Origin of the sequence: Erwinia sp., assembly GCF_049696395.1 — a bacterium.
Lineage (GTDB): Bacteria > Pseudomonadota > Gammaproteobacteria > Enterobacterales > Enterobacteriaceae > Erwinia.
This window is the reverse complement of the sequence record NZ_JBAVTT010000047.1, coordinates 1-25,524: the sequence shown is the minus strand read 5'-3', so window position 1 is coordinate 25,524 and position 25,524 is coordinate 1. Positions and strand designations below refer to the sequence as shown.

Here is a 25,524-nt window from a genome sequence, read left to right as displayed (position 1 = left end):
GGTTATTTTGCCGGTACCTGAGTGCCGCCGATCTCCGGCAGCACTTCCCGCATCAGCGCCAGAAACTGCCGCAGCTTGGCTGGATAAAAGCGCGCGTAAGGGTAAACCAGATACACCGGTAAAGGGGCCGCGTGCCACTGCGGACAAAGATGGTGTAACCGCCCCTCTTCAATATCCTCTTTCACCGCCCAGGACGAAGCGATCCCCACGCCCATTCCCGCCAGCACTGAATTGCGTAACGCATACAAACTGTCGGTCAGCAGCTGAGGACGAATATCGATGCGCTGCGTCTCGCCCTGTTCGTTGTCCAGCACCACTTCCTGACGGTAAAAAGTACTCAAAGCTACCCACGGCAGTTCAGCAAGCGCCGCCGGATGGTCCATAGAGGAGTGATGGCTGACTAGCGCTGGTGATGCCACCACAATGCGCGGAACCTCTGCGACCAGCAGCGCCACAACCGAAGGATCGGTGAGCGCGCCCACATGCACCGCGCAGTCTATCCCTTCGGCAATAAAGTCCGGGCGACGATCGCTCAGCATCCATTCAACGGTCATTTTCGGGTAGCGTTGCAGGTATCCCTGCAAGGGAGCGATCATTTGATCCTGACCAAAAGCATGCGGAACCAGCACCCGTAGCACGCCTCTTGGCTCTTCCGCCGCACCGCGCAGATCGTCCTCTATGGCCTGCCAGCGTTCTACCAGCTCCTGCGCGTGGGCGAAACAGCGTTCGCCATCATCGGTCAGCTTCATCACATGGGTGGTGCGCTGCAACAGCTTCACCCCCAGCAAGCGTTCCAGAGACTGCAGCCTGCGGCTGACGGTAGGCTGAGTGGTTTCAAGACGCACTGCAGCCGCAGACAAACTGCCTGATTCCACAATGCGCACAAAGGTTTGCATCAGCTCTATACGGTCAATGCCTGACAGAAGGGTTTCTTTCATACGTTGAACGTATAACAGTTTTACCCCTCAAACGACTACCCTTTGATCACCGTTCGGGTAAAAATGTGATCATCATCGCACAACAGAGTTAATCCCATGTCCATGACACAGACCGTAGAGACCGACGAAAAGGGCATTACTGGCCGTACCGTCCTGATGCTCGCTACCGGCGCAGGCTTCTCCGTAGCCTCTATTTATTACAGCCAGCCGATGCTCGGTATCCTGGTTAACGAACTGCACGCTGGCGTCAGTACCGTTGGACTGGTCCCCACGCTGACGCAGATTGGCTATGCGCTGGGCATTCTGCTGCTGGCGCCGCTGGGCGATCGTCACGATCGCCGCCAGATCATTATTCTGAAAGGCGTACTGCTGACGCTGGCCTTACTGCTCAGCGCCTTTAGCGGCGGCATCACTATGTTGCTGGTGGCCAGCCTGGCGGTAGGCATTGCCGCTACGATGGCTCAGGACATTGTCCCGGCGGCGGCAACGCTCTCTCCTGCCGCGCAGCGAGGTAAAACGGTCGGCACTGTTATGACCGGGTTGCTGTTAGGCATTCTGCTTTCCAGGGTGTTGAGTGGGTTTGTAGCGGAATACTTCGGCTGGCGCAGCATGTTTGGCGCAGCAGCGGTGATGGTGGTCGCTATCACCCTGGTGATCTGGCGAAACCTGCCGGCGATCCCGGCCAGCACCACCCTGAGTTACCCGGCGCTGTTGAGCTCCATGCGTCATCTGTGGACGGAATACAAACCGCTGCGCAGAGCGACGCTGGCTCAGGCTTTGCTCTCCGTTGGCTTCAGTGCATTCTGGTCTACGCTGGCGGTGATGCTGCACGATGTTTACCAGCTGGGTAGCGCCACCGCCGGGATGTTTGGTCTGGCAGGCGCTGCCGGAGCCTTAGCGGCGCCGTTAGCCGGTTCACTGGCTGACCGCCGTGGCCCGGAGTTGGTTACGCGGATTGGCACAACGCTGGCAACCGTCTCGTTCGCTCTGATGTTCTTGCTGCCGCTGCTGCCGGCTCCTTACCAGCTGGCACTGATCGTCATCTCGGCCATTGGTTTTGACTTCGGCGTGCAGTCCACGCTGGTTTCGCACCAGTCGATTATCTTCAGCCTGGAACCTGCGGCACGCAGTCGGTTGAATGCGCTGATGTTCACCGGGGTGTTTATCGGCATGGCCGTTGGCTCTGCGCTGGGCAGCGTGATTCTGGAAAGTGCTGGCTGGCAGGGCGTGGTGGCGCTGTTAACGGTGGCCGGATTTGGCAGCATGGTGGTACGCTGGTTAAGCAAAGGCTTACACCAAAAGCAGGCTTAATGACGCTTGCAGAACGGCCGGAATCGCCAGATTTGGGACGAGCTTAGTTCCCAGGCAGTGAGCCTGCTGAGGAAGATGAAGCGGTCAGTAGCGAAAGCGCTGGCCGTTATCTTTTTTTATAACGCGTGGGCCAAATCTGCTCAGGCCGGGCATCCAGGGCGGCGGCAATCAGCAGCTCACCTTTGGGCCAGGGACGGCGCAAAGCGTTAGATAAAGTGGAAGAAGCTAAACCCGATTCCCGGGATAAAGCCGATAAAGTGGTGCCTCTTTTCTTTAACGCCGCAATAATGTCTGCGGGATGCCAATCCTCTTTGTTCATTGCTTTTCCCGATTTGCCAGATAAAAATCTCACTTGTAGACGATGAGTCACAATCATATCACGTTATTTTTCGATTGTGACTAATAGTCCGTGGACTAATAGACTGCAAAGCGCAATGCTGAGCGCATGGAAAAGCTAAACACCACCAAAGTTCTTTTTGGAAAAAGAGTTAAACAACTCAGACTGCAGGCAGGCTTGTCGCAAGAAGCATTCGCACATAAATGCGGGCTGGATCGCACCTATGTCTCTGGAATTGAGCGAGGTTTACGCAACCCGACACTGGAAGTCATCGCCATTCTCGCGAGTGGCTTAGGGACTGAACTTAAAAATCTGATCGAATTTTAATCGCAAAGGCCAAATATTTTTATTTTTTTATACTGAGCTATTTCATCCTGTTGCAAGTAAGTTTTAAAATAAACCCCCTTCTCAATGCTTAAAAATTACCTTTTCAGTTTTTACTTAAGAAAATAATTATTTTTTTCGGATTTTACCTGTCACTTTTTTTTAAAAAAAACTGAGCGGCACGCTGGCCGCTCGTCATGGTTGTGCTAAAAGCCGTAGCGGATAGCATCCTTACTTTGTTGCATTAATCCGTCGATCTTCACCGAGTACAGCTCCACTCCTGCACCGTCTCCAGTTTGTGAACATTCCCGACGTTTCGCATTGTAGGCTTTCATCAGCTGAGCCTGAGCAAAACCGGGTTTACCATAACAAGTTACGCTCTGCTCCCAGCAGGCAATCGCGCGGTCTGTCTCCTGCTGTTCCTGGTAACGTTTCCCCAGCTCGTTAAGCGCAGTGGCGCACTCTTTGGCCGGAAGCCCTTGTTGCATGATGTCGTCTATTGCCTGGTCCATAACGCCTCCATTAATGGAAGAAGTTGAGAATGTGGCCGAAGATCAGCCCGACACTGATCACGTCAGAGTCACTGAAAGTGACGTTTGCCATGCCGAACTGCCCCAGCAACGGCAGAAGTAGTGCAGGCAGTAAGGTGATGAACAGACCGTGGAATATCCCGCCAATTATCGCCCCGCGACGTCCGCCAACGGCGTTAGCAAATATCCCGGCTGTACCGCCTGCAAAGAAGTTGGTCAACATGCCAGGCAGGATCATCGCCAGTCCTACCCAGGGGAACAGCAGCATGCCGATCACTGAGCCAAGGGTGGTGGAGATAAAACCGATAATCACCGCATTAGGCGCATACGGAAACAGGACCGGACAGTCGAGTGCCGGAACGGCATTCGGCACGATACGCAGCGCGATCCCACGGAAGGCCGGAACAATTTCCGCCAGCAGTAAACGTACGCCAGAAAGCAGGACATAGACCCCAACGACAAACTGAATCGCCTGCAGGAACGAGTAGACCAGATAGTTGACGCCATTAGAGGAGGCCGCGACCACTTCGGGACCCGCAACGATCGCCGGGATCAAATAGATCGGGATCATCACCACCATCATCGACAGGTAAGTATCCTGCAGGAAAGAGAACGCCTGTGGCAGCTCCAGATCCTCGGTGCTTTTGCTGACGTTGCCGGTCACTTTCGCTACGCCAGCCTGTACGATGTAGCCAATGGTACAGAAATGGCCGAGCGCAAAATCATCGCCGCCGGTGATCTTGCGGACAATCGGCTGAGCGATAGCAGGCATAAAGACGGCCATCATCCCGGCGATGACTCCGCCTGACACAATCAGCTCAATGCCACGCAGTCCGCCCATGTAACCAATGACTGAACAGACTGTAGCCATCCACAGCGAAGCCTGTCCGGTCAGAAAGATATATTTGTAGCGGGTGAAACGGGCAATGGCAATATTGACGATAAAGGCGATCACCATAATCAGTGCCGTTTCACGCCCCAACGTTTGCTGGGCAATACCGGCAATGGAGCCAACATCGGTGACCACACCGCGCATATGGAAACCTTTCTGGAATATTTCGCCCAGGAAGGTCAGGGTGCCGACAATAATATTGGCACCTGCCAGAATGACCAAAAAGCCTAATAAGGTTTTTAACGTGCCGGTAATCACCTGCCCCGGGCTTTTCTTCAGCGAGATCAAACCGATCATGGCGATCAATGAGATCAGTATTGACGCCTGTCCCAGCACATCATGGACAATAAAGGTAAGGAAAGACATGATAGTCCCCTGTTTCTGTCACAGTAAACGGATAAGTTTATAAATAGATCAGAGCATGTAGCCTTTTTCTTTTAGTATCGGCTCAAGCTTGGTTCTTATTTCATTTTTATCGACCAGACGCTTCAGGTAAATAACGGTGGCGTTAATGGTGTAATGCTGGAACTGGGAACGGAAGTTCTCACCGGTCATAATAATATCGGCGCGGGATGAGGTGGCGCTGGAGATATCGCAATGGGAGAGATCTGCTTCTATACCAAGATCCTTTAACGCCGCTTCAATACTCATTTCGCACGCAAAGCTGCTGCCCAGCCCTGCGCCACACACTGCAAGAATAGATAACTTTTTCATCAGGTATTCCTTGGTTGATCATCTGTAAGTTTCTTGCCGCTACCACTCAATGCGATTTTTTGGTTCATCATGTCGCTCACTCAAAACTGGCTTAGAATCTCCAGTACGGCCTGTTTAGTTCGGGCATTCTTTAATTTATCTACCACATCATCCTCACAGAAAAGGTGGGAAAGACTGGCAATCATTTCAATATGTGAATGACTGTCAATGGCCGCCAGAGCAAATACCACATAAACAGGATCATTATCAGGGCTATTAAAACGCACCCCTTCTGAAACAATGATTAACGACAGTGCTGTTTTAATAACACCTTCCTCAGGACGGGCATGTGGCATCGCAATGCCTTCTCCCAGAACATAATACGGCCCTATTTCCCGGTGCATATCATAGATAGCATTCAGGTAACGGGGCTCTACCGATCCGTTGTCTATCATCGGCTCTACCGCCAGCTTCACGGCGTGTTGCCAGTCATTCACCTCGGTAAACAGTGAAAGATTATTTTCGTTAATCCAGTCAGTCAGCATAGTGTTCCTTATTAATAAAATAAGCGTTAATTCAATATACTTTCCGGACAATGAATAAAACGTGATCCAGTTACCTATTTTTAAATTAAATAAAAATAATTAGATGCAAAAAGAAGAATTAAAAAATAAGCAATAAGATCACGCTGGTTATTTAACGAGAACCAGTAAGATTTCATTTAAAATAAATGATGATGATGTTTTACCTGCTAATTAACCAGGCCAAAACTTATCAATTATAATTAACTGTTGTTAAAACCTCGCGGGTCCAGGCAATAATACTTTCATTGCTGACAGGTTTAGTCTGGTCGGCAACATACACCGGACTTAATTGCATCGGTTCGGCCCGTTCAGCCAACGCAACCAGTTCAGGAATATACTCGGCCCCTGGATGACCGGGTAAACGATCCGCCAGCCGGGACGCATAACGCTCGGCCGCCAGTTCGCCGGGAAGCTGACACCAGATTTCGGCCAGTGAAGTGACGTTCGCCTGCTGTAAGAAAGCCACCAGACTCTCTTTAGGCTGAAAGCCAAACCACGCATCAACAATAAAGGTGCAGCCTTGTGGCGCTGCGGCAATCACAGACCAGATAGCCTGATAGCTGGCAATGCCAAGCCGACGATTAAGCGGACGATCCAGCTGCCCGAACTGCTGCATAAACGGCTCTTTAATGCCGTCCACCGACAATACAGGCCAGCCGCTCGCCTGCGACAACGCACGCGCTATGCTGCTTTTTCCCGAAGCAGGGATCCCGTTAACCATCACCACGCGCTTACCGGTGCTGACCGGTGCGGTGTGGCTGGCAGTTGCCGTTCCATCAGACATGATCGACCTGCTCCTCGCTTTTCACTTCAGCCGCCGTGGCTGTAAAATATTTCCCGATTACCGCCTGGATCTCACGCAGTCTTGGCACTGCTAAAGTTTCCAGCTTTTCACGCGTGACAGTGCGGTCCAGCGAGATGCAATCTTTCCATAATGCACGGCCTGCAATCACACCGGAAGCCCCATTGCTCATCGCATCGGCAACCTGGCCCAGGAAGGTGGCATGGTCAACACCGGCGGAAAGCACGGCCCATGGCACATCGCCGGAGATTTCAGTGATAGCGGCGCAAGCCTGAGGGGATCCTGGATAAGGAATTTTCAGCACTTTCGCGCCGCAATCCAGCGACATTTTGGTGCCTTCATAAATCAGCGAGGGGACTTTGCTTTTATAGTCTGCATCGCTTTCGCCTTCTAACTGATAGGTCAGGAACTCGACCACCAGCAGCAGATCTTCTTTGCTGAAGTCTTCAATACAGTGACGGAGAATAGCGAGGTTGTGGTCGTTGGCTTCGGGACGATCGGCGCGCAGGTAAACCATAATTTTGCCGCCGTTACCGCCCAGTTCACGTACGCGGCGGGCAGTGATGCCTTCCACCAGGCGCGAATTGCGGTAGCCTTCGGCGGTGGTATCCCATCCTGAAGCGTCCAGCCCGATCAACAGTGCCGTATCTCGGGCAATGATGCCGTCATCCACTAAATCAGGGACTGCACAAACCGGGTCCACTAAGACACAAGAAGCCTGGCTCGCCAGATACTGAGTGATGTCCGCTTTAATGCGACCCAGCTGCTGTTCGGAAATGGCTTTCTGTTGATCCGGGTCGGAAGAGAGCAGGCTGCGCATGGCGCCACGCTGATCGCAGGCAATGACCAGCATTGCTCCATTGCTGCCGCAAATCTGTTGATAACCACGCAGTTCGGACGTTGACATGTGTGACATTATTTTGTCTCCTGGACAGTTTTTTCAGTTTTAGAACACGGTTACAGCCTCATTTTTCAGTGTGCGACTTCATCCCCTTCCCCCGTGGAGCATCAGTGCTGATGCGGCGTCCTGTCAGGGTTTTTGCCGGGTATACGCATTGCAATTTTTCAGGTGGTGAGCAATAATCCCTCAACCGATGAACTGAGTGTAATACATTGCAGAAAGGAATTTCAAGCTGAAAGAACCTCTTTTACAAGACGCCGCGACAACGCGGGCGATGATGCATATGGTGGCGAAGTTGCACTATCAGTCAGATATGGCTCAGGTGGACATTGCTAAAAAGCTGGGCGTATCGACGGCTACCATCTCGCGACTGCTGAACAAAGCCAGAGCGGCGGGGATCGTGCGGATCGAGGTCGTTGAACTGACTTCGCCTGATGAGATCACTGCCGATCTGATCCAGCGTCTGGGGCTGAAAAGCGCCGCTGTTGTGGAGCCACCCCCGACCAATATTTTGGGCTCGCTGGCCACGCCGTTGGCGGGGTTACTCCAGCAGGCCGATCTAGCTTCGGGTGCGGTTATCGGCATTGGCTGGGGGCGTGCGGTGCGGGAAGTGACGATGGGTGGCCTGCCGAAAATCCCTGGCGTGATGACGGTGGCGATGAACGGTGGGATGCAGCAGGCGGCGGCACATTTTCAGATTAACGAATTTGTTCGTCAGGCCGCGGAGCAGATGGGTGGGATCCCCCATTTTTTGCATGCGCCCTACCTGACTTCACCGATGTTACGCGAGGCATTTCTGGCGGATGGCGGCGTTCAGCAAATTATTTCACTGTGGGATAACCTCGATGTGGCAATTGTCGGTGTCGGCTTAACGCACCATTTGCCTGCCCCTTCTGAAACCACTACCGCCACGGCTAATGAGCAGGCGTTAAGCCAGGCTGCAGGCGATGTGTTGCGCCATTACGTCACGGAAAGTGGGGAGATCCTGCATTGGGAAGGCGAAGAGCGAATGATCGCCGCTTCCCCCGCTCAGCTGCGCAACACCACATTGAGCATTGGTGTGGCTGCCACACCGGAAAAAGCGGCCGGGATCATTGGCGCTGTTCGCTCCGGGATGATCAATTCGCTGGTGACCGATGTCACTACCGCGCAAGCCATCCTCGATCGGTTGATGGTGGAGCCGTAAAAACGCCCCCTTATTGAGTAAGGGGGCGTTATTTTTCACAGGTATTAAACCTGAACTTTTAAGAGAATTTTTTCCATTAAATAACAATAAGAATGGTTATCAAAACCATTTGGAATATTGAATAATTGATATTAATGCGAGAATGGTTATCACTTAACTATCATAGTGTTACGAACACACAATATTAAGATAAAAAACGTAACTAACGGTTTTTATTTAAGCAACATCCGTGCATACTTGCGGTCACTCACTCTTCTAATAATATCCCATCATCGCTAATGGAGCCTTTATGCTGACTGCTGATATGACCGCCAAACTGAACGATCAATTAAACCTGGAGTTTTACTCTGCCAATCTTTACCTGCAGATGAGCGCCTGGTGTGCTGACAAAGGTTTTGAAGGGGCTGCGGCCTTTATGCGTGAACATTCCGTTGAAGAGATGCAGCACATGCAGCGTCTGTTTAACTACCTGAGCGACACTGGCGCGATGCCAGTGCTGGGCAGCATTGCGGCACCGCCGGTAACCTTTAACTCGCTGAATGAAGTGCTGGAGCAGGCCTACGAGCACGAGAAGCTGATCACCAGCAAGATTAACGAGCTGGCTCACGCTTCCATGACCACCCAGGATTACTCTACCTTCAACTTCCTGCAGTGGTATGTCTCTGAGCAGCACGAAGAAGAGAAGCTGTTCAAATCCGTGCTGGATAAACTGGCGCTGGTTGGCACCGGTGGACAGGGCATGTTCTTCGTGGATAAAGACCTGATGAAGATGAGCACCACCAGCAACCCACAGGGTTAAGCTTGACGGCTCCGGGTACAGCTTGAGTACCAAAAAAAACGCCTGATAAATTTTATCAGGCGTTTTGCTTTTTAGCGGCAGGCGCAGAGTATTACTGAGGCTTCTGCTGCTTATCCGGGTCCTTGCGCTCAACGGTGGACACCGTAGGACGCAACGCCTTCACCTGCTCAGCTTTCACTGCCGGCGCACTATTCCCCCAGCTGCTGCGGACAAAGGTCGACAGATCCGCCACCTGCTGATCGTCCAGACGCCAGCCGAAGTCCGGCATAGTTAAACCAGTCACCGCTTTGTGCGTTACCGCCGCTTTTCCGCCGCGCAGGACAATACTGATCAGGGAAGCAGGATCGTCGCTTAACAAGGCCGGATTGTGGGCCAGCGCAGGGAAGGTTTTGCTGTAGCCTTTGCCATCTGTCCGGTGACAGGCAGCGCAGTTATCCATATACAGCTGCGCCCCCGGCTTGCTCATATCGCCCTTCACTAACGCCACTTTGGTGCTCTCGTCCTCTTTTGGTGCCACAGCCTGAGGATCGGAAGACTTGAGGCTTTTCAGGTACACCGCCATCGCCTTCACATCCTCATCGCTCAGGTGCTGGGTGCTGTGCTCGATCACATCCGTCATCGACCCAAAAGCCGCACTGTTAGCTGTCCAGCCTGTTTGCAGGAAGCTGACGATCTCCTGCTGTGACCAGCTGCCAATCCCGGACTTCACATTGCCGGTCAGATCCGGTGCGTGCCAGCCTTCCAGCGTCCCGCCGGTCAGATAGGCCGCCTCTTTCTGATCCAGCGCCTTCTCCTGGAAACCGATGCCGCGCGGCGTATGACAAGTCCCGCAGTGCTCCAGTCCCTGAATCAGGTAAGCGCCGCGGTTCCACTCCGCACTCTGACTGCTGTCCGGCTGATACTGCTTCTCGTCCTGAAACGCCCAGTTCCACACAATCAGCGGCCAGCGCATATTCAGTGGCCACGGAATATCGCTGTCGCGATCGGCCTGCTTAATCGCCGGGACTTCTTGCATAAAGTAGTCGTACAGCGCATGCATATCCTCATCACTAATTTTGGAAAATGAGGTGTACGGCATCGCCGGATACAGCTGATGGCCGTCTTTTGCCACGCCGCCACGCACCGCTTTGGCAAAGTCGTCATAGGTGTAATCACCTATGCCGGTCTCCTTATCAGGGGTGATGTTAGTGGAATAAATTGCGCCCACCGGGGTCACCATTTTCAGCCCACCGGCAAAATCTGCACTGCCAGCCGAGGTGTGGCAAGCCGCGCAGTCTCCAGCCTGAGCCAGATAATGCCCCTTGCTGATCGGCGATTCTGCCGCCGAAACGGAGGCCGAAGCCAGTCCGGCAAACAGCAAAGAAGCTAACCATCCAGAATGCTTGATCATCTTTTCTCTTCCCTGTTAAGCCTGAACCAGCGGTCCGGGATTGGCCAGATACTGCGTACGAATGGCATTGGCCGCAAACAGTGCCGTTGCCCCCACGATCCCGGTCGGGTTATAAGCCAGGTTCTGCGGGAAGCAGCAGGCTCCCAACACGAACACATTTGGCACATCCCAACTTTGCAGGTATTTATTCACCACGCTGTTTTTCGGGTTATCGCCCATGATCGCGCCACCAGTAGTGTGCGTGGACTGATAAGGGCGCACGTCGTAATGCGCGTTCATCCCCATAAACCCGACTTCGTAATGATCTGGCGCCATCGCTTTCACAATGCCTTCAGCTTTCTCTTTGATGAAGTTGGTCATCTTCAGTTCGTTCTGCTGCCAGTCGAAGGTCATACGCAACAGCGGCTGTCCGTGAACATCGCGATAAGTAGGATCAAGATCGAGATAGCACTGCTTGTAAGGCATCACCGATCCGGAAGATCCGACCCCCATCGAATGCAGGTAATGATCCTTAATCGACTGCTTCCAACCCGATCCCCAGCGAGGCGCGCTTTTCGGCGTACTCATCTGTTGAATAGGACGGCCGCCTGTGGTGGTGGCAGAGATCGTCGCCCCACCCACAAAACCGAGGCTGCCATGGTCGAAGTTCTCGGCGTTGAAGTCATCCATAAACACGCTGGTTGCGCCGGTTGCGGCAAACGGGTTGAAGATTTTTTCTTTGTTGTAGAACAGCTTGATCCCGCCGTTCATCTGGTAGGCATAGTTCTTCCCTACTACCCCTTCGCCGGTCATCGGGTCGTAAGGCTTGCCGATTTTCGACAGCAGCAGCAGACGCACGTTATTCAGCTGGAAGGTACTTAACACCACGATGGAAGCAGGCTGTTCAATTTCCTGGCCCTGCGCATCGATGTAAGTCACGCCGGTGGCTTTCTTACCGGTGGAATCGGTATTTACCCGGATGACCTGCGCCTGAGTGCGCAGTTCAAAATTCTTATGCTGATACAGCGCCGGAAGCACCGTGGTCTGCGGCGAAGCTTTGGAGTAGTTAAAGCAGCCGAAACGTTCGCAGAAGCCACAATAGTTACAGACGCCAAGCTGCACGCCGTAAGGGTTTGTGAAGGACTCGGTACAAATTGCGGCAGGCATGGTAAACGGATGATATCCCAGTCCCTGAGCAGCCTGAGCAAACAGTTCACCACCATACTGGCGCTTTTGTACTTTGGTTGGATAAGGATTCTGACGTGGCGATTCAAACGGGTTTCCGCCTTCCAGCTTCTCGCCGTTAAGGTTGCCAGCACTGCCAGAAGTGCCGCAGATTTTCTCGAATTTATCGAAGTACGGTTCCATTTCGGCATAGGTAAACGGGTAATCCTGCACCGTCATATCCTGCGGAATAAAGGATGCGCCGTAGCGTTCAATTACCGTGCTGCGCATCTTCAGGTCGGCTTCCAGCGGACGCCACAACATGCCGTTCCAGTGCACGCCAGCCCCGCCAACGCCATCGCCAGGCAGAAAAGAGCCAAAGCGACGATACGGCATGGCGGTATCTGCCGTGGCATGTCGGACCGTGACGGTTTCTCTTGCCGCGTTCTGGAACAGCTTCAGACGGATGCCGTAAGTCAGTTCATCGGTGTTACGCGGGTAAGCAAAATCAGGGTAGGTATCGCGTTGTTCGCCACGCTCAAGGGCGAGAATATTCAGCCCGGTTTTTGCCAGCTCCATCGCCATCAGGGATCCGGTCCAGCCGAAGCCGACGATCACCATATCCACGGGATCTTTTTTGATTGCTGCCATTTTTTAAACGCTCCGTTTGCCTGAAATACTCACCGGTCCCAGCGGATAAGGCTGGTTTGGATGGTCCATTTGATCCTGGTAATCGGCGCGGGCGCCGGGGAAACCAATCATCTTCCAGGAGGCCAGCGTTTGATTACCGCCGTGCATCGGGTCGGCCAGGTAGCCTTCCTTGGTGTTTTCCAGCAGTTGCTCGAAAAACAGCTTGCCCGGCACGTTATCAAAGGTCAGTTTTCCGCCATCCAGATCGTGCAACAGTGCTTCCTGCTGCTCGTGATCAAGGTCGGCAAACGCCTTGTGAAACTGCTGCTGGCAGTGCTGATTAATGGCTTTGATCCCCTGACGATAAGTCTCGCGCGGGACAAGGCTGGACTGGTATCCCAGTTCAGGCACGGCACTGGCAAAAGGCGGGTGCATGTACCACAGGTGGCCATAGCCGTAAGGCAGCTCCATCTGTTTATCGATATAAACCGGAACACCTTCGCTGACGGCACCGGGGCCATTGCTGTCGCTGGGGATCAGACGATCGCAGGCAGCGAGAATAAAGCGCCACTCGTCGTTATTGAAATAGGTGGGAACATAATGGGCGGAAACGCCCTGAGACTGAGGCTCAGCGGCTGGCGCCGAGAGGGCAACGACACTGCTTCCTCCAGCCGCTGCGAGGGGGATCAGCGAGAGGGTTTTCTGCAGGAAACGCCTTCGTGAAGGCACCTGCGCTTCTGTTTTTTTTTCCATGACGACACATTTCCCATGCAAGCGCGCCGGAGTCACCCCGACACAATAGTTACCTGTGTAATAGTTTTAGTGCTAACGGTTAGCGGTGTATAAAATAACCGTTAAATTTATTGTGTAAAAGTGAATGGTAAGTTAAAAATGTTAAATAATGTTTCATGTATGGTAGGATTTGCACCCGACGCACGCTGAAAAACCATGTCAACAAATTGAATAGTAAGCTTATTTTCAAAAAATGCTGTTTATGCATTTTGAGCATAACAGTGGTACAGGCTGGCTCACCAGCCAGTGCTCAGAAAGGAAGTCAGGGAGGAGTATTTCGAGGATTACTGCTCTTCAAGCGGGAATTTAACGCCCTGGCAATGCATCCTGAATAGCCTGGCAAGATGTGCGCCCATCGGCGTGAGCGTGGTGTCTTTACGTTGAATCAGATAGAACGTCGCCTTGGGTAATTGCTCTTTGATGTTCAACGACACCAGATGATTACCGAGGATGGGGTCGGAAATCACATCCAGCGAGAGAATGCTGACAAAGTCGCTTTGTGCCACCAGGCTGGTGCAGGCCATAAAGGTTTCGCAGGTGACGCTGATGGCAGGCGCCATCCCCATATCGGTAAACAACTCATGCAGCAACCGGTAATAACTCCCCTTTGGCGTCGGCATCGTCCAGTCACAGTGTTGCAGCTCCGCCAGCGACGTGGCGTGCTCAAGAGGGTGCCCTTTACGCACCACAACCCGGTATTCACGCTCCATCAACCGTTCGTAGCTCAGCTCGTTGTCGAGGTGGCTTTGATAGTAGGTATTGATGGTGAAATCCAGCTCGCCCTGACGCAGCTCGGGGATCATCGACACCAGCTGCCCTTCCACAATCCTGACCTTCACTTTTGGGAACTGGCGATGAAACTGAGTTATCACCTGCGGCATGATGGTACGGGCGATACTTCCCCCCACACCGATGTTTACCGTGCCGCCCGCATGGCCCAACCGCTGTTGAATATCCTCCTGAGCCACCCGCAACTCTTCGAGGATCAGGCTGGCATGTTGAAAGAAATTATCGCCTACATCGGTGAGCTCAATGCCTTGCCTGCGGCGGATAAACAGCCGTGCGCCAAGCACTTCCTCCAGTTCCTGAATCGATTTAGTTAACGCAGGTTGCGATAAATTAGAGGCGCGAGCGGCCCCGCGGATACTGCCAGCGCGGGTCACATCAACAAACGCGCGGAGCTGATGAAGCTTGATGGATGCAGGCACAGAACCTCGGCGAGAGTGATAACTATCGTTTATCAATGCAAAGATATTGTCATCTTCTTCCCCCTGCTGCCACTGTGTACAGTCAAAAAAAGACACATTCTCCACCCGGCCCTTCTGATGGCCCTTTGGTTCCCCCGGCAACACCGTTTTTGACTGACTATGGCGCGCCTGTTTTGCGCTAACACCCAGACAACTGTTTACCTGTCCCTGATAAATTTCGGGCCTGTTTTGCTGCCTGCAAAATTTATCCTGTCATTCTGAGGAAGAAAAAATGGAACAAGCTGTTGCTGATTTCGTCCGTGAAATCGCCCCCACTCTGCAAACCCGACGACGCGACCTGCACAAATATGCCGAGTCCGGCTGGTTAGAATTCCGCACCGCAACGCTGGTCGCCGAAGAGCTGCACCGGCTGGGATACCCGCTTAAGCTGGGAAAAGAGGTGATCAATGCCGAAGCCCGCATGGGCCTGCCTTCTGCTGAAGTGCTGGCACAACAAGAGCAGCGAGCGCTGAGCCAGGGCGCACTGCCTCAATGGCTGTCACATTTTTCCGGCGGCTTTTGTGGCATCGTCGCCACCTTAGAAACCGGTCGTCCAGGTCCGGTAATGGCTTTCCGGGTGGATATGGATGCGCTGGACGTGATTGAACTGCAGGCAGAAGAACACCGTCCGTTCGCCGAAGGGTTTGCCTCCTGCAACGAGGGCATGATGCATGCCTGTGGTCACGATGGTCACACTACCATTGGCCTTGGTCTGGCTCAGGTGTTGAAGCAGTTTGAGCCGCAGCTTTGCGGCACCATCAAGCTGATTTTCCAGCCAGCCGAGGAAGGCACGCGCGGCGCTAAATCGATGGTCGCTGCGGGCGTGGTGGATGATGTCGACTTCTTTACCGCTATCCATATCGGTACTGGTGTGCCAGCGGGAGAACTGGTTTGCGGCAGCGATAATTTTATGGCGACCACCAAGCTGGATGTCACCTTCCGTGGCGTAGCTTCCCACGCGGGTGCGCGGCCTGAAGAAGGCAATAATGCCCTGCTGGCTGCGGCTCAGGCCACGCTGGCGCTGCATACTTTACCGCAGCACAGCGGCGGCAGTTCTCGCATCAACGTTGGCGTGCTTCAGGGCGGAACCGGGCGCAATGTCGTGGCGGATCGTGCCTTTATGAAGGTGGAAACCCGTGGCGCAACCAACGACATTAACGACTTTATCTACCAGAAAACGCTGCAGGCGTTGGCAGGTGCCGCCGCGATGTATGGCGTTCAGCATGAAGTCACGCTGATGGGCGCAGCCCGCAGCAGCAAACCGACTCAGCCGTGGGTCAACTTTATTCGCCAGCAGGCCAGCCGCATTCCGGAACTGACATCGCTGGTCGATCAACGTGGCCAGGCGGCCGGGTCGGAAGATGCAACGTACATGATGGAGCGGGTGAAAGAGCTGGGCGGACAGGCTTCCTACATCATCTTCGGCACCGAATTAAGCGCCGGGCACCACAACGAGAAGTTCGATTTTAATGAGCAGGTGATGACCACGGCGGTGAAAACCCTCGCCGCGCTGGCGCTGAATATTCAGGACTTCAGGGAGGAGGCGTAATGTCTGCCGAATTCAGCGCCTTTGTCGCGCATTATATCGATCGCAATCAGTCCCGTTTCACCGCGCTGAGCGATGCGATCTGGGATCATCCCGAAACCCGCTTTACCGAAACCTTCTCCGCCAATTTGCTGGCTACCGCGCTGGAAGAGGAAGGGTTTGCCGTAGAACGCGGCGTGGGCAATATCGACACCGCGTTTATCGCCAGTTTTGGCAGCGGCAAACCGGTGATTGCGCTGCTGGGTGAGTACGATGCGCTGGCCGGTCTCAGCCAGCAGTCAGGCTGTGCTACACCAGATCCGCTGGTTGAAAACGGCAACGGCCACGGCTGCGGCCACAATTTGCTGGGCACAGCCGCGCTGGCTGGTGCCTTTGCGGTGAAAGCCTGGATGACCGAGCAAGGATTGCCGGGCACCGTGCGCTTTTATGGTTGCCCGGGTGAAGAAGGCGGTTCCGGCAAAACCTTTATGGTGCGTGAAGGACTGTTTGATGACGTTGATGCGGCGTTAACCTGGCACCCTGAAGGCTTCAGCGGCATGTTTAATACCAGCACGCTGGCTAACATTCAGGCCGCCTTCCACTTCAAAGGCGTTGCGGCCCACGCGGCCAACTCTCCTCACCTTGGTCGCAGCGCGTTGGATGCGGTGACGCTGATGAACACTGGCGCTAATTTCCTGCGCGAGCACATCATTCAGGAAGCCCGTCTGCACTATGCGGTGACCAATACCGGCGGCAGTTCCCCCAATGTGGTGCAAGCCGATGCGGAAGTGCTGTATCTGATCCGCGCGCCAGAGCTCGATCAGGCCCAGGATATTTATCAACGCGTCATTAATATTGCCAAAGGGGCGGCGCTGATGACCGACACCACCCTGAGCCTGCGCTTTGATAAAGCCTGCTCTAATTACGTCCCTAACCGGGCATTAGAACAGGTGATGTACGGCTACCTGTGTGAGTACGGTATTCCAGACTACAGCGCTGGTGAAAGGCAGTTCGCTAACGAAATCCGTCAGACCCTGAGCAAAGAGGATTTGCAGAACGCGAAGCTGAACATTGCCCGCACTGGCGGCCAGGCAGGCAAAGCCTGGGTAGCCGCACTGGGTGACAAACAGCTGATGGATGAGGTTGCGCCCTACTGCGAATCTGAAGAGGTGATGTATGGCTCAACGGATGTGGGTGACGTCAGCTGGATTGCCCCTACCGCGCAGTGCTTCACGCCCTGCTTTGCACTGGGAACGCCGCTGCACACCTGGCAACTGGTGGCACAAGGCCGTACGCCAATCGCCCATAAAGGCATGTGTCTTGCAGGTAAAACCCTGGCAGCCACCGCCATTGCGTTGCTCAGCGATAAAACGCTGTTGGATAAAGCCCAACAGGAGTTCCGTCAGGCTCGTGAACAACGCCCTTATAGCTGCCCGATCCCGGCTGGTGTGAAACCCTCACCGCTGGCTTAGTTCCACCGTCCGACCCAGAGGCTGGGCTCGATCCCAGCCCTAAAATTATAAGCATTAGCAAACACAACTGAGACCGAGGGTAAAGCATGAGTGAAGCAACCAGCCCGGGGAAAAGCCCAGGCAAGATTTTTTACTGGATTGAGCGAGTCGGCAATAAGATCCCCAACCCCTTCCTGCTGTTCGTCTATCTGATCGTCGTGCTGATGATCTCTACGGCGGTCATCTCCTGGCTGGGCGTCTCGGTGAAGAACCCAGCGAATGGCGAGATAATCCACGTAAAGAACCTGCTAAGCGTGGCCGGGATCCAGTGGATCCTGCCGAACATCATCAAGAACTTCAGCGGCTTTGCGCCACTGGGATCGATCCTGGCCTTAATGATCGGGGCCGGGCTGGCGGAGAAAGTCGGCCTGTTACAGGCGCTGATGCATAAGATGGCTTCGTTTGTCAGCGCGCGTTATGCCAGCTATATGGTGCTGTTTATCGCATTCTTCAGCCATATCTCGTCGGATGCCGCGCTGGTGGTGATGCCGCCGTTGGGTGCACTGATGTTTATCGCTGTGGGGCGTCATCCGGTTGCGGGCCTGCTGGCCGCTATTGCTGGCGTGGCCTCCGGCTTTACGGCCAACCTGCTGATTGTAACCACTGACGTGCTGCTCTCCGGCATTAGCACTGAGGCCGCAAAAGCGGTCAGCGACACGGTGCACGTCAGCGTGGTGGATAACTGGTTCTTTATGGCCTCTTCCGTTGTCGTGCTGACCCTTGCTGGCGGCCTGCTGACCGATAAGTTTGTTGAACCGCGCCTGCCTGCATGGAAAGGCAACAGTCACGAGCACCTGGCAAAACTGACGCCGATACAGAACCGGGGCCTGATGATGAGCGGCATCGCAGGGCTGATTTTTGCTGCTCTGGTCGCTTTTCTGGTGGTGCCGGAAGGCTCCCCGCTGCGGCAGCCTGGCACTGGCTCGATCATCCCTTCGCCGTTTATTCAGGGCATTGTGCCGCTGATCATTCTGTTCTTTTTTGTGGTGGCAATAACCTACGGCGTGGTGACTAAACAGATCCAGCGTCCGGATGATATTCCGCAGCAGTTGATCGAACCGATGAAGAGCATGGCTGGCTTTATCGTGATGGTGTTCCCGCTGTCGCAGTTTGTGGCGTTCTTTAACTGGAGCAACATGGGCAAGTTTATGGCGGTGGGGCTGACCGATATGCTGGAGTCCGCCGGGATGACGGGCGCTCCGGCCTTTATCGGGCTGATGTTCCTGTCGGCTTTCCTGTGCATGTTTATCGCCAGCGGCTCGGCCATCTGGTCGATTCTGGCCCCGATCTTCGTCCCGATGTTTATGCTGCTGGGCTTCCACCCGGCCTTTGCGCAGATGATTTTCCGCATTGCGGACTCTTCCGTCCTGCCGCTGGCTCCGATGTCACCGTTCCTGCCATTGTTCCTCGGCTTCCTGCAGCGCTACCGCAAGGATGCGCAGTTGGGCACTTATTACGTGCTGATTATGCCGTATCCGCTGGTGTTCTTTAGCGTGTGGATCCTGCTGCTGCTGGCATGGTACGCGCTGGGCCTGCCAATCGGCCCTGGCGTCTGGCCTGGTATGCCTGCGCAGGGATAATTTCCACCAGATGTAAATGTGAAAAGGGCAACGAATGTTGCCCCTTTTTGTTTTCAGCAAGACGACTATGGGTGCGCAGCAACCACCGCGTCATGCAGGTTCAGGCGCTGCCAGAAGTTCTGCTCTGGCGTGTTGCCGGAAAGCGGGTAACCCCCAGCAATGGCGGTAGATACCATCAGCTTGCGGCGCTGCGCGTCGGTCAGGTCTGGCAAGGGGCCTTTCAGCAACACTTCTGCCCCTTCTGGCACTACCACCGGTGAATACTTCACTTTCTGCTGCGGCAAATTGTAGGTCATAGTGAAGCGGTAAAAGGCTTTCATTTCTGGCGCGGTATAAGGATCGGCTTCCCCGGCGGGTGTAGCACAGACTTCCAGTGAAGTGCCACACTCTTTTTCCAGCGCATGACGAAGCTGATCCCGCGCTTCAATAAACAGGCCGCGATACTTCGCATCATTCAGGTAATGGGCCACGTTTCTTTGTGCCACCATGCGCGATCCCATCAGATCAATCGGGTAATGTACGCCCAATACCATGCGGGAATAGCCGTAGCGGGCCGCACGATCGACAAGGGGAACGAAGCGCTCTGGCAGCATCTCACCCAGCAATAACGCATCGGTATACGCCGTGTTGGTGTGGCCGCTTGGATAGGATCCCTGGGTGGCGCTGTAAGGCTTGTTGTCTTTGATCACCGCCGTGTCCGGCACAAAGTGGATAGTGTTGCCTTCAATCAGGAACGGGCGCGGATTGTTAAACTGTTTTTTGGCGGCGCTGGTGCTTACTTCACTGGCTTTAATCAGCGCGGCTGCTTTACCGATCTCGCCTTTGTTATAGGCATTCAGGAAGGCCTGACCCAGTTTAGGCCCCAGCGCATCGGCCAGGAAGAACAGATGGTCCTGCCCTTCTGCATCGATCAGCGCCTGAGTGCGCTGCCCCTGCGTGGCATTCAGGTTAACGTTCTCCACCGTTTTCAGGCTGGCATCGACAGTGCTTTTTGGCAACGCGGGGAAGGCCGCTAACAGCTGCAAGCCTGCCTGCTGATTCTCTTTCTTCTGGAAGTCGTAGCCACTCTCTTTCAGCCACTTTTTATCCGCAAGCGTCTTGCTCTGTTTACTGTCTTCCAGCCGATCGCGCGTCAGCGTATCCTCATCGCCCTTCAGAGCCGTAATCAGCGCCTGCTGAATAGCCGCATCAAAAGCCACAAACTGCGGGCTGTCGCTGGCTGGTGTGGTGGTATCGGCGATAGCGCGAAGTGGTTCCAACGTCAGGGTTGCCGGTTTAGCCAGGCTCAACTGGCTGAAGACCAGCGCGCCTGCCAGCAGAGAGTAACGATATCGCATTGCCGTTCCTTATGAATTTGAAGGGGTTAAGTGCCTGTGAGGCAGAGTAGAAGACAATTATGGCAGAAATGTGGCAAGGCATATTCTGTTACCCTTTACCCGCACGGAACAGGCTAAAAGGCGATTTCCCGCGCCCAGTTCAGCGGAGCAGAGGAACGGGCAGTCAGTTGCTGAACGTCGCTGGCTGGCGTAAAAGCCGCAATCACCTGCCTGGCACGCGTGCTGCGGATCAACTCCAGCTGATCGTTCAGTGGCGGATGAACGTTCCACGGAATCGAGCGCGCCTGTCCTGCTTCCAGCATTTCACGGGCACGGGTGCCAGCCGCCATATGGCTGCTGAAAATAAAACGGAAACCGGTCCTGCGGCTCAACTGCGCGGCCAGCCCACTGTCAGCAATGGCATCGGTGGCAATAATGACCTGCCCCTGAGTGTAATCTGGCTGTTCAGGCTGATGGTGTAACACTTCAAGCAGCTGAAGCTGAAGCCGCGAGCAGATGCTATTCGGTTCACTCAGTAAGCTTGCCACCTCTTTACGGATCTCCGGGCATAGCAAAACCTTAATCCCCCGCGCCATTAGCCTGAGCGCCATTTCCGGCCCTTTGCCGTTAACCGGCACCGGCAGCACTGCGCCACCTTTTACCGCTGAAGCTATCTGCTCAATCTGCTCGGAAAGCGGTTCCGTGCGGTCGCCATAAGAGGCATCCGTGATCAGCAAGTCTGCCGCAGGCGGAGGATCAAATGGCAACAGCAAAGATTCCCGACTCCAGTCGCCCATATAGGTCAACCCGCCGCTGTCCGGCAGATGAAACCAGACGGCTCCGGGCGCATGACCACTGCGGCCACAGAGCAGAGGGAGCGGCCCCACTGAAACGTGGCCTTTTAACGGCAGCACATAACGGTCGCGAACGTTTACCCACGCTTCCGGAATGTGTTGCCAGGTCTGCTTAGTGGCATAAACCGGCGGATTGCCCATCTCCTCTCGCGCCTGCAGTGAACCAATATGGTCGCCATGCGAATGTGTCAGACAAATGGCATCCACCCGGCCAATGGCAGCGATATCTGGCCGTACGCCAGACTGTGGGCCTTCACCCAGATCCAGCAACAAACGGTAGCCATGATTCTCTACCAGAAACGCCGCAGGGAGTTTGTCCCCCACGCCACTGATCACCGTTACGCTTGCCATGGCAGAACCCCTTCAGGAAGTTTTCTCACCAGCCGGGTGGCCAGCAACATAAACAGCAGCACGATTACAATCATCAGACAGCCCACCGCCGCCGCTAAGGTTGAAGAGCCGCCTTCATCCAGAAAGACGATCATTGGCCCCAGCGTTTGCGTTTTCGAGGTGACCAACAGGATCGACACCTGGATTTCGTTCAGCGCGGTGAGAAACACCAGCACCGCTCCGGCAATGGCCGAAGGCGCCGCCAGCGGCAATAAAATGTCCCACATGCGGCGCAGGAAACCGGCCCCGGCTAATTGCGCCGCTTCATCCAGCGACCGCTCAATCTGGGCAAATCCTGCCAGCGTGGGACGCAACACCAGCGCCAGGAAATTAGACAGATAAGCTGCCAGGATGATCCACACCGTGCCGTACAGACTGACGTTGATCAGCGGCAAAGGTTTCAGGAAGAACAGAATGGCCGCGATTCCGGTCACAATCCCCGGCAGGGCATAAGCCAGCTCGCTTGAAAGATGCAACAGCCCGACTAACCGCGTTCGTTGCCAGGTCAGGAAGAAAGCCATAAACAGCGCGACAAACGTCAGGATCACTACCGCCAGCAGCGTAAGACCAAGACTGGTAAAGAACGCCGTGCGGATGGCCGGATAAGCAAAGAGCGCGTTGCGGTAATTTTCCAATGTCAGAGATTGCAAGGTCAGCGCCTGACCAAAGCCGCTGGTCAGTGAGGTGGTGACCAGCGCCGAAAGCGGCATCACCAGCGTCAGCACTATCGCCACCCATACCAGAACTTCTACCGGAAAACGCCAGCGGTTCAGCGGCTGTTGTAACTTTCGCGGTGTGCCAGTGACGCGAACATCATGACGCCCGCCAAGGAAACCGCTCACCAACAGACCGGCAAGGGTGATCACCGCGATCAAAATCGACAGCACGGCCATGTCCGGCAGCGCGCCGGGGCCCGAATTATTCAGCTGCTGATAAACAAGGGTGATCAGCGTGGGGACGCGTCCGGGGATCCCCAGCATCGCCTGAATGCCGAAGTTGCCAGCAGCGGCGACAAAGGAGAGCGCCGCACCAGCAAAAATAGCCGGGCGAGCCAGCGGCAGGATCACCGTTAACATCACCCGCAGCGGAGAAGCGCCAGTGACCCGCGCCGCTTCCACTAACTCGGCTGGCAAACGGCGTAATCCTGCCCGCACCGACAAAAACACCAGCGGCGCATTGTGCAGCCCCAGCAACAAGATAATGCCCCACATCGAATAAAGCGGTTGGTGGCCTTGCGCCTCCAGCGAGATCCCCAGCGCCTTCAGTCCCATCACCATCAGACCAGAAGGGGATAACGCCTGAAGCCAGGCCAGTGCGGTGACCTGCGGCGGGATCATCAACGGCAGAATAAAAGCAAATACCCAAGCCTGCTTCGCCCGCATGTTGGTCAGAGCCACCAGCCAGGCGGCCAGCGTACCCAGCACCACCGCCATGGCTGTAGCCGCCACAGCGATAGTTAAGGTATTACCCATTGCCCGCAGCACTCGTGGCGTGCCGACAACTTGCAGTAATCTGGCCAGATCCGGCACGCCTTCAGGGGCTACCGCCGCCCAGACCAGGCGGCTAAGCGGCGCTATCGACAACAGCCCAATCAGCAGCGTCAGCAGCCAGAGCACGCCGAGCTCACTGCCGGGCCAGCGCCCGCCCTTTGCTGGTGATTTGCGTGCTAACACCTGCAGGACGCTCATCTGCTTATCCGCCAAACATGTCGCTAAACTTCGCTCGGACCTGCCGATCGTCGGCCACCGCTTTATCCGCATCCAGCGTCAGCAGTTTGATGCTGCCGAGGGGAGCAAACCCTACCGGAGCGGCCACTCGGTCATCAATCGGACGGTTGCCCTGTTGGGCTACCAGCTGCTGCCCTTTCTCCGACAGCATAAAGTCCACGAAGGCTTTCGCCGCCGGAACATTCTGCGCACCAGAGAGAATCGCTACCGGTTCAGTCACAAATGACGCGCCCTCTTTTGGGTAGATCAGGTCGATTGGCGAGCCCTGTTTTTTCGCGCGGATAATATCGGCATCGGTGATCACCCCGTATTTATCCATGCCGCTGGCTACCGCTTTCAGCGCCGGGCCATTGCCCCCTTCAGGCGTGACGCCATTCTCTGCCAGCTTCTGATAGAAGCTCCAGCCAATGTCCGGCGTGTTAATTACCGTGTGCAGATGGTAAAGCGCAGCGCCAGAATAGAGCGGGCTTGGCACGGCAACCTGGCCTTTGTTATCCGGCGTGGTTAACGCCATCCAGCTGTCGACCGGTTTGGCATTTTTGGTGTTGTAGCCAATCACCGTGGCGATGATTTTGGTGCCAAACCAGGTTTTGTCTTTGTCATAAAAGTGGGCGCTGATGTGGCTGACCGGCGCATCCGGATAGGCCATTAACATCTGGTCTTTTTTCAGTGCGCCCAGATTGATGGCATCAGCCACCAGCAGAACATCCGCCTTAACCTGACCGCTCATTTTCTCGGTGCGCAGCACGTTCATCAACTGCGTGGTGCCATTTCGCGTCCACTCCACCTCAATGCCTGGGTTTGCCGCTTTAAAAGCATCCATCGTTTGCTGGGCAATTTCCGGTGCCTGCGAAGTGTAGATAACCAGTTTTCCGTCCGCCGCGGTGGCGGTAAAGGTGCTGGCTGCCAGCCATAAAGCCAGGGTGATTTTAGGTGTGCGCATATCCCTGAAGTCCTTAAAAATATCAATGAGTAGAAGGAATGACCCAACCGTCCGTTAGCGTCAGCATCAGGCGGTCGCCACAACGCAAAGAGGACGTGTCGGTCAGGTGGAAGGTTAAAACGGTCTGACTGTCGGCTTCGGCCACCGCATCCAGCTGGCTGAAACCACCACGGTAAATTAACCGACGGATCAGTACCGGAAAGGCCGATTCGTCGGGCTCAGCAAGGCGAAGATCGGCTGCGTGCAGGCAGGCTTTTCCCGCAGGAACATCGGCCTGAGCAGGCGAAGCGCGCAGGTTGAAACGCGCACCAAACAGGGAAACCCAGGCCCGGCCCTGATGGTCCGGCTCAATCTCCTGCAAAGGAACCACACGCCCATCGTCAATAAATCGTGCCACCATCTCGTTCGCAGGTTCGCGGTACAACGTTTGCGGCGTGGCAAACTGCATCACCTTCCCGGCTTCCATCACCACCACCCGATCGGCAATTGCCATCGCTTCCTGCTGGTCGTGGGTGATGTAAATCAGCGTGGCCCCGGCGTGCTGATGAAAACGGCTGAACTCTTCTTCCATCGCCGCGCGCAGATGCACATCCAGGTTAGCCAGAGGCTCATCCAGCAATACCACCTGCGGGCGGGCAACCAGGCAACGGGCCAGTGCCACGCGCTGCCGCTGTCCTCCTGAAAGCTCCGCCGGATTGCGCTCGTCAAAGCCCGACAATCCCACCGTCTCCAGCGCGGTATGCACCCGCAGCCTGCGCTCTTCCCGCCCGATCCCTTTGACCTTAAGGCTGTAGTCGACGTTTTGCGCCACGGTCATATGCGGCCACAGCGCATAGCTCTGGAAGACGATGCTCAGGTCACGTTTTTCTGGCGGCAGATGGTGATCAACGGAGGAGTAGAGCTGGTCGCCAACGGTAATCGTCCCGCTGTCGGGCGATTCAAACCCTGCCAGCGTGCGCAGCAGCGTAGTTTTGCCACAGCCGGATGGGCCCAGCACGGCAATAAATTCCCCGTGGTGGATCTCCAGCGTGACCTCGTTCAGCACCGTTTGCGTGCCGAAGGTTTTGGTAAGGCGTTGGATATGGATTGCAGACATAACGTTTGTGGTCTCCCGTCTGTGCGGTTCGTCACAGTAACGGCTTAAAACACTATCCTGCGGAGATGACAGAGGGGTGACAG

At 54.9% G+C, this 25,524-nt stretch carries 24 protein-coding genes; 7 read left to right on the top strand and 17 right to left on the bottom strand.

The window, feature by feature from the left end:
• Positions 1 to 2: 2 nt before the first annotated feature.
• Positions 3 to 938, bottom strand: a complete 936-nt coding sequence (locus WCC56_RS06440) for a LysR family transcriptional regulator (RefSeq protein WP_424691583.1) — start codon at positions 936 to 938, stop codon at positions 3 to 5.
• A gap of 96 nt (positions 939 to 1,034) precedes the next feature.
• Here WCC56_RS06440 and WCC56_RS06435 point away from each other — a divergent pair, with 96 nt between their 5' ends.
• A complete protein-coding gene (locus WCC56_RS06435) occupies positions 1,035 to 2,249 on the top strand; it encodes an MFS transporter (protein ID WP_424691582.1) in 1,215 nt (404 codons plus the stop codon).
• Between the two features lie 106 nt (positions 2,250 to 2,355).
• Here the strand turns inward: WCC56_RS06435 and WCC56_RS06430 are convergent, their stop codons facing one another.
• Positions 2,356 to 2,568, bottom strand: a complete 213-nt coding sequence (locus WCC56_RS06430) for a helix-turn-helix domain-containing protein (RefSeq protein WP_424691610.1) — start codon at positions 2,566 to 2,568, stop codon at positions 2,356 to 2,358.
• A gap of 126 nt (positions 2,569 to 2,694) precedes the next feature.
• Here WCC56_RS06430 and WCC56_RS06425 point away from each other — a divergent pair, with 126 nt between their 5' ends.
• The gene (locus WCC56_RS06425; RefSeq protein ID WP_424691581.1) at positions 2,695 to 2,913 is read left to right on the top strand and encodes a helix-turn-helix domain-containing protein; all 219 of its coding nucleotides are present in this window, start codon (positions 2,695 to 2,697) and stop codon (positions 2,911 to 2,913) included.
• Positions 2,914 to 3,116: 203 nt separating this feature from the next.
• Here the strand turns inward: WCC56_RS06425 and WCC56_RS06420 are convergent, their stop codons facing one another.
• From WCC56_RS06420 to WCC56_RS06395, 6 genes are all read right to left on the bottom strand, one after another.
• Positions 3,117 to 3,422 (bottom strand): hypothetical protein, encoded by a 306-nt coding sequence (locus tag WCC56_RS06420; protein WP_424691580.1) that lies wholly within the window; start codon positions 3,420 to 3,422, stop codon positions 3,117 to 3,119.
• A gap of 10 nt (positions 3,423 to 3,432) precedes the next feature.
• Positions 3,433 to 4,698: a PTS sugar transporter subunit IIC gene (locus WCC56_RS06415; protein ID WP_424691579.1), complete on the bottom strand. Its 1,266-nt coding sequence runs from the start codon at positions 4,696 to 4,698 to the stop codon at positions 3,433 to 3,435.
• Positions 4,699 to 4,746: 48 nt separating this feature from the next.
• Positions 4,747 to 5,046, bottom strand: a complete 300-nt coding sequence (locus WCC56_RS06410) for a PTS sugar transporter subunit IIB (protein ID WP_424691578.1) — start codon at positions 5,044 to 5,046, stop codon at positions 4,747 to 4,749.
• Between the two features lie 80 nt (positions 5,047 to 5,126).
• Positions 5,127 to 5,570: a PTS sugar transporter subunit IIA gene (locus WCC56_RS06405; RefSeq protein ID WP_424691577.1), complete on the bottom strand. Its 444-nt coding sequence runs from the start codon at positions 5,568 to 5,570 to the stop codon at positions 5,127 to 5,129.
• Positions 5,571 to 5,799: 229 nt separating this feature from the next.
• The gene (locus WCC56_RS06400; RefSeq protein WP_424691576.1) at positions 5,800 to 6,393 is read right to left on the bottom strand and encodes an AAA family ATPase; all 594 of its coding nucleotides are present in this window, start codon (positions 6,391 to 6,393) and stop codon (positions 5,800 to 5,802) included.
• Positions 6,386 to 7,327 carry a tagatose-bisphosphate aldolase gene (locus WCC56_RS06395; RefSeq protein WP_424691575.1) on the bottom strand — a complete coding sequence of 314 codons (942 nt, stop codon included), beginning with the start codon at positions 7,325 to 7,327 and terminating at the stop codon, positions 6,386 to 6,388. The genes WCC56_RS06400 and WCC56_RS06395 overlap by 8 nt, the downstream gene beginning before the upstream one ends.
• A gap of 271 nt (positions 7,328 to 7,598) precedes the next feature.
• Here WCC56_RS06395 and WCC56_RS06390 point away from each other — a divergent pair, with 271 nt between their 5' ends.
• A complete protein-coding gene (locus tag WCC56_RS06390; RefSeq protein WP_424691609.1) occupies positions 7,599 to 8,498 on the top strand; it encodes a sugar-binding transcriptional regulator in 900 nt (299 codons plus the stop codon).
• Between the two features lie 289 nt (positions 8,499 to 8,787).
• Positions 8,788 to 9,297, top strand: a complete 510-nt coding sequence (gene ftnA / locus WCC56_RS06385) for a non-heme ferritin (protein ID WP_424691574.1) — start codon at positions 8,788 to 8,790, stop codon at positions 9,295 to 9,297.
• Positions 9,298 to 9,388: 91 nt separating this feature from the next.
• Here ftnA and WCC56_RS06380 read toward each other — a convergent pair whose 3' ends face one another.
• The 4 genes from WCC56_RS06380 to WCC56_RS06365 all read right to left on the bottom strand — a co-directional run bounded on the left by WCC56_RS06380 (position 9,389) and on the right by WCC56_RS06365 (position 14,460).
• Positions 9,389 to 10,687 carry a c-type cytochrome gene (locus tag WCC56_RS06380; RefSeq protein ID WP_424691573.1) on the bottom strand — a complete coding sequence of 433 codons (1,299 nt, stop codon included), beginning with the start codon at positions 10,685 to 10,687 and terminating at the stop codon, positions 9,389 to 9,391.
• A 15-nt stretch (positions 10,688 to 10,702) separates the two neighbouring features.
• Positions 10,703 to 12,481, bottom strand: a complete 1,779-nt coding sequence (locus WCC56_RS06375) for a GMC family oxidoreductase (RefSeq protein ID WP_424691572.1) — start codon at positions 12,479 to 12,481, stop codon at positions 10,703 to 10,705.
• A gap of 3 nt (positions 12,482 to 12,484) precedes the next feature.
• Entirely contained in the window at positions 12,485 to 13,213 is a 729-nt protein-coding gene (locus WCC56_RS06370; protein ID WP_424691571.1) for a gluconate 2-dehydrogenase subunit 3 family protein, read from the bottom strand.
• Positions 13,214 to 13,536: 323 nt separating this feature from the next.
• Positions 13,537 to 14,460 carry a LysR family transcriptional regulator gene (locus WCC56_RS06365; protein ID WP_424691570.1) on the bottom strand — a complete coding sequence of 308 codons (924 nt, stop codon included), beginning with the start codon at positions 14,458 to 14,460 and terminating at the stop codon, positions 13,537 to 13,539.
• Between the two features lie 271 nt (positions 14,461 to 14,731).
• On the opposite strand from WCC56_RS06365, the gene WCC56_RS06360 reads away from it, so the two are divergent.
• From WCC56_RS06360 to abgT, 3 genes are all read left to right on the top strand, one after another.
• Positions 14,732 to 16,048 (top strand): M20 family metallo-hydrolase, encoded by a 1,317-nt coding sequence (locus WCC56_RS06360; protein WP_424691569.1) that lies wholly within the window; start codon positions 14,732 to 14,734, stop codon positions 16,046 to 16,048.
• Complete coding sequence (locus tag WCC56_RS06355; protein WP_424691568.1) at positions 16,048 to 17,496, top strand: M20 family metallopeptidase; 1,449 nt, start codon at positions 16,048 to 16,050, stop codon at positions 17,494 to 17,496. Before WCC56_RS06360 ends, WCC56_RS06355 begins: the two co-directional genes overlap by 1 nt.
• A gap of 86 nt (positions 17,497 to 17,582) precedes the next feature.
• A complete protein-coding gene (gene abgT / locus WCC56_RS06350) occupies positions 17,583 to 19,115 on the top strand; it encodes a p-aminobenzoyl-glutamate transporter (RefSeq protein WP_424691567.1) in 1,533 nt (510 codons plus the stop codon).
• A 65-nt stretch (positions 19,116 to 19,180) separates the two neighbouring features.
• On the opposite strand, the gene WCC56_RS06345 is transcribed toward abgT, so the two are convergent.
• The 5 genes from WCC56_RS06345 to WCC56_RS06325 form a co-directional block, all read right to left on the bottom strand.
• A complete protein-coding gene (locus WCC56_RS06345) occupies positions 19,181 to 20,452 on the bottom strand; it encodes an acid phosphatase (RefSeq protein ID WP_424691566.1) in 1,272 nt (423 codons plus the stop codon).
• Positions 20,453 to 20,565: 113 nt separating this feature from the next.
• The gene (locus WCC56_RS06340) at positions 20,566 to 21,636 is read right to left on the bottom strand and encodes an MBL fold metallo-hydrolase (RefSeq protein WP_424691565.1); all 1,071 of its coding nucleotides are present in this window, start codon (positions 21,634 to 21,636) and stop codon (positions 20,566 to 20,568) included.
• Positions 21,624 to 23,363 (bottom strand): ABC transporter permease, encoded by a 1,740-nt coding sequence (locus tag WCC56_RS06335; RefSeq protein ID WP_424691564.1) that lies wholly within the window; start codon positions 23,361 to 23,363, stop codon positions 21,624 to 21,626. The genes WCC56_RS06340 and WCC56_RS06335 overlap by 13 nt, the downstream gene beginning before the upstream one ends.
• 4 nt (positions 23,364 to 23,367) lie before the next feature.
• On the bottom strand, positions 23,368 to 24,345 hold the full coding sequence (locus tag WCC56_RS06330; RefSeq protein ID WP_424691563.1) for an ABC transporter substrate-binding protein: 978 nt from the start codon (positions 24,343 to 24,345) through the stop codon (positions 23,368 to 23,370).
• Between the two features lie 22 nt (positions 24,346 to 24,367).
• Entirely contained in the window at positions 24,368 to 25,441 is a 1,074-nt protein-coding gene (locus WCC56_RS06325) for an ABC transporter ATP-binding protein (RefSeq protein ID WP_424691562.1), read from the bottom strand.
• Positions 25,442 to 25,524 lie beyond the last annotated feature (83 nt).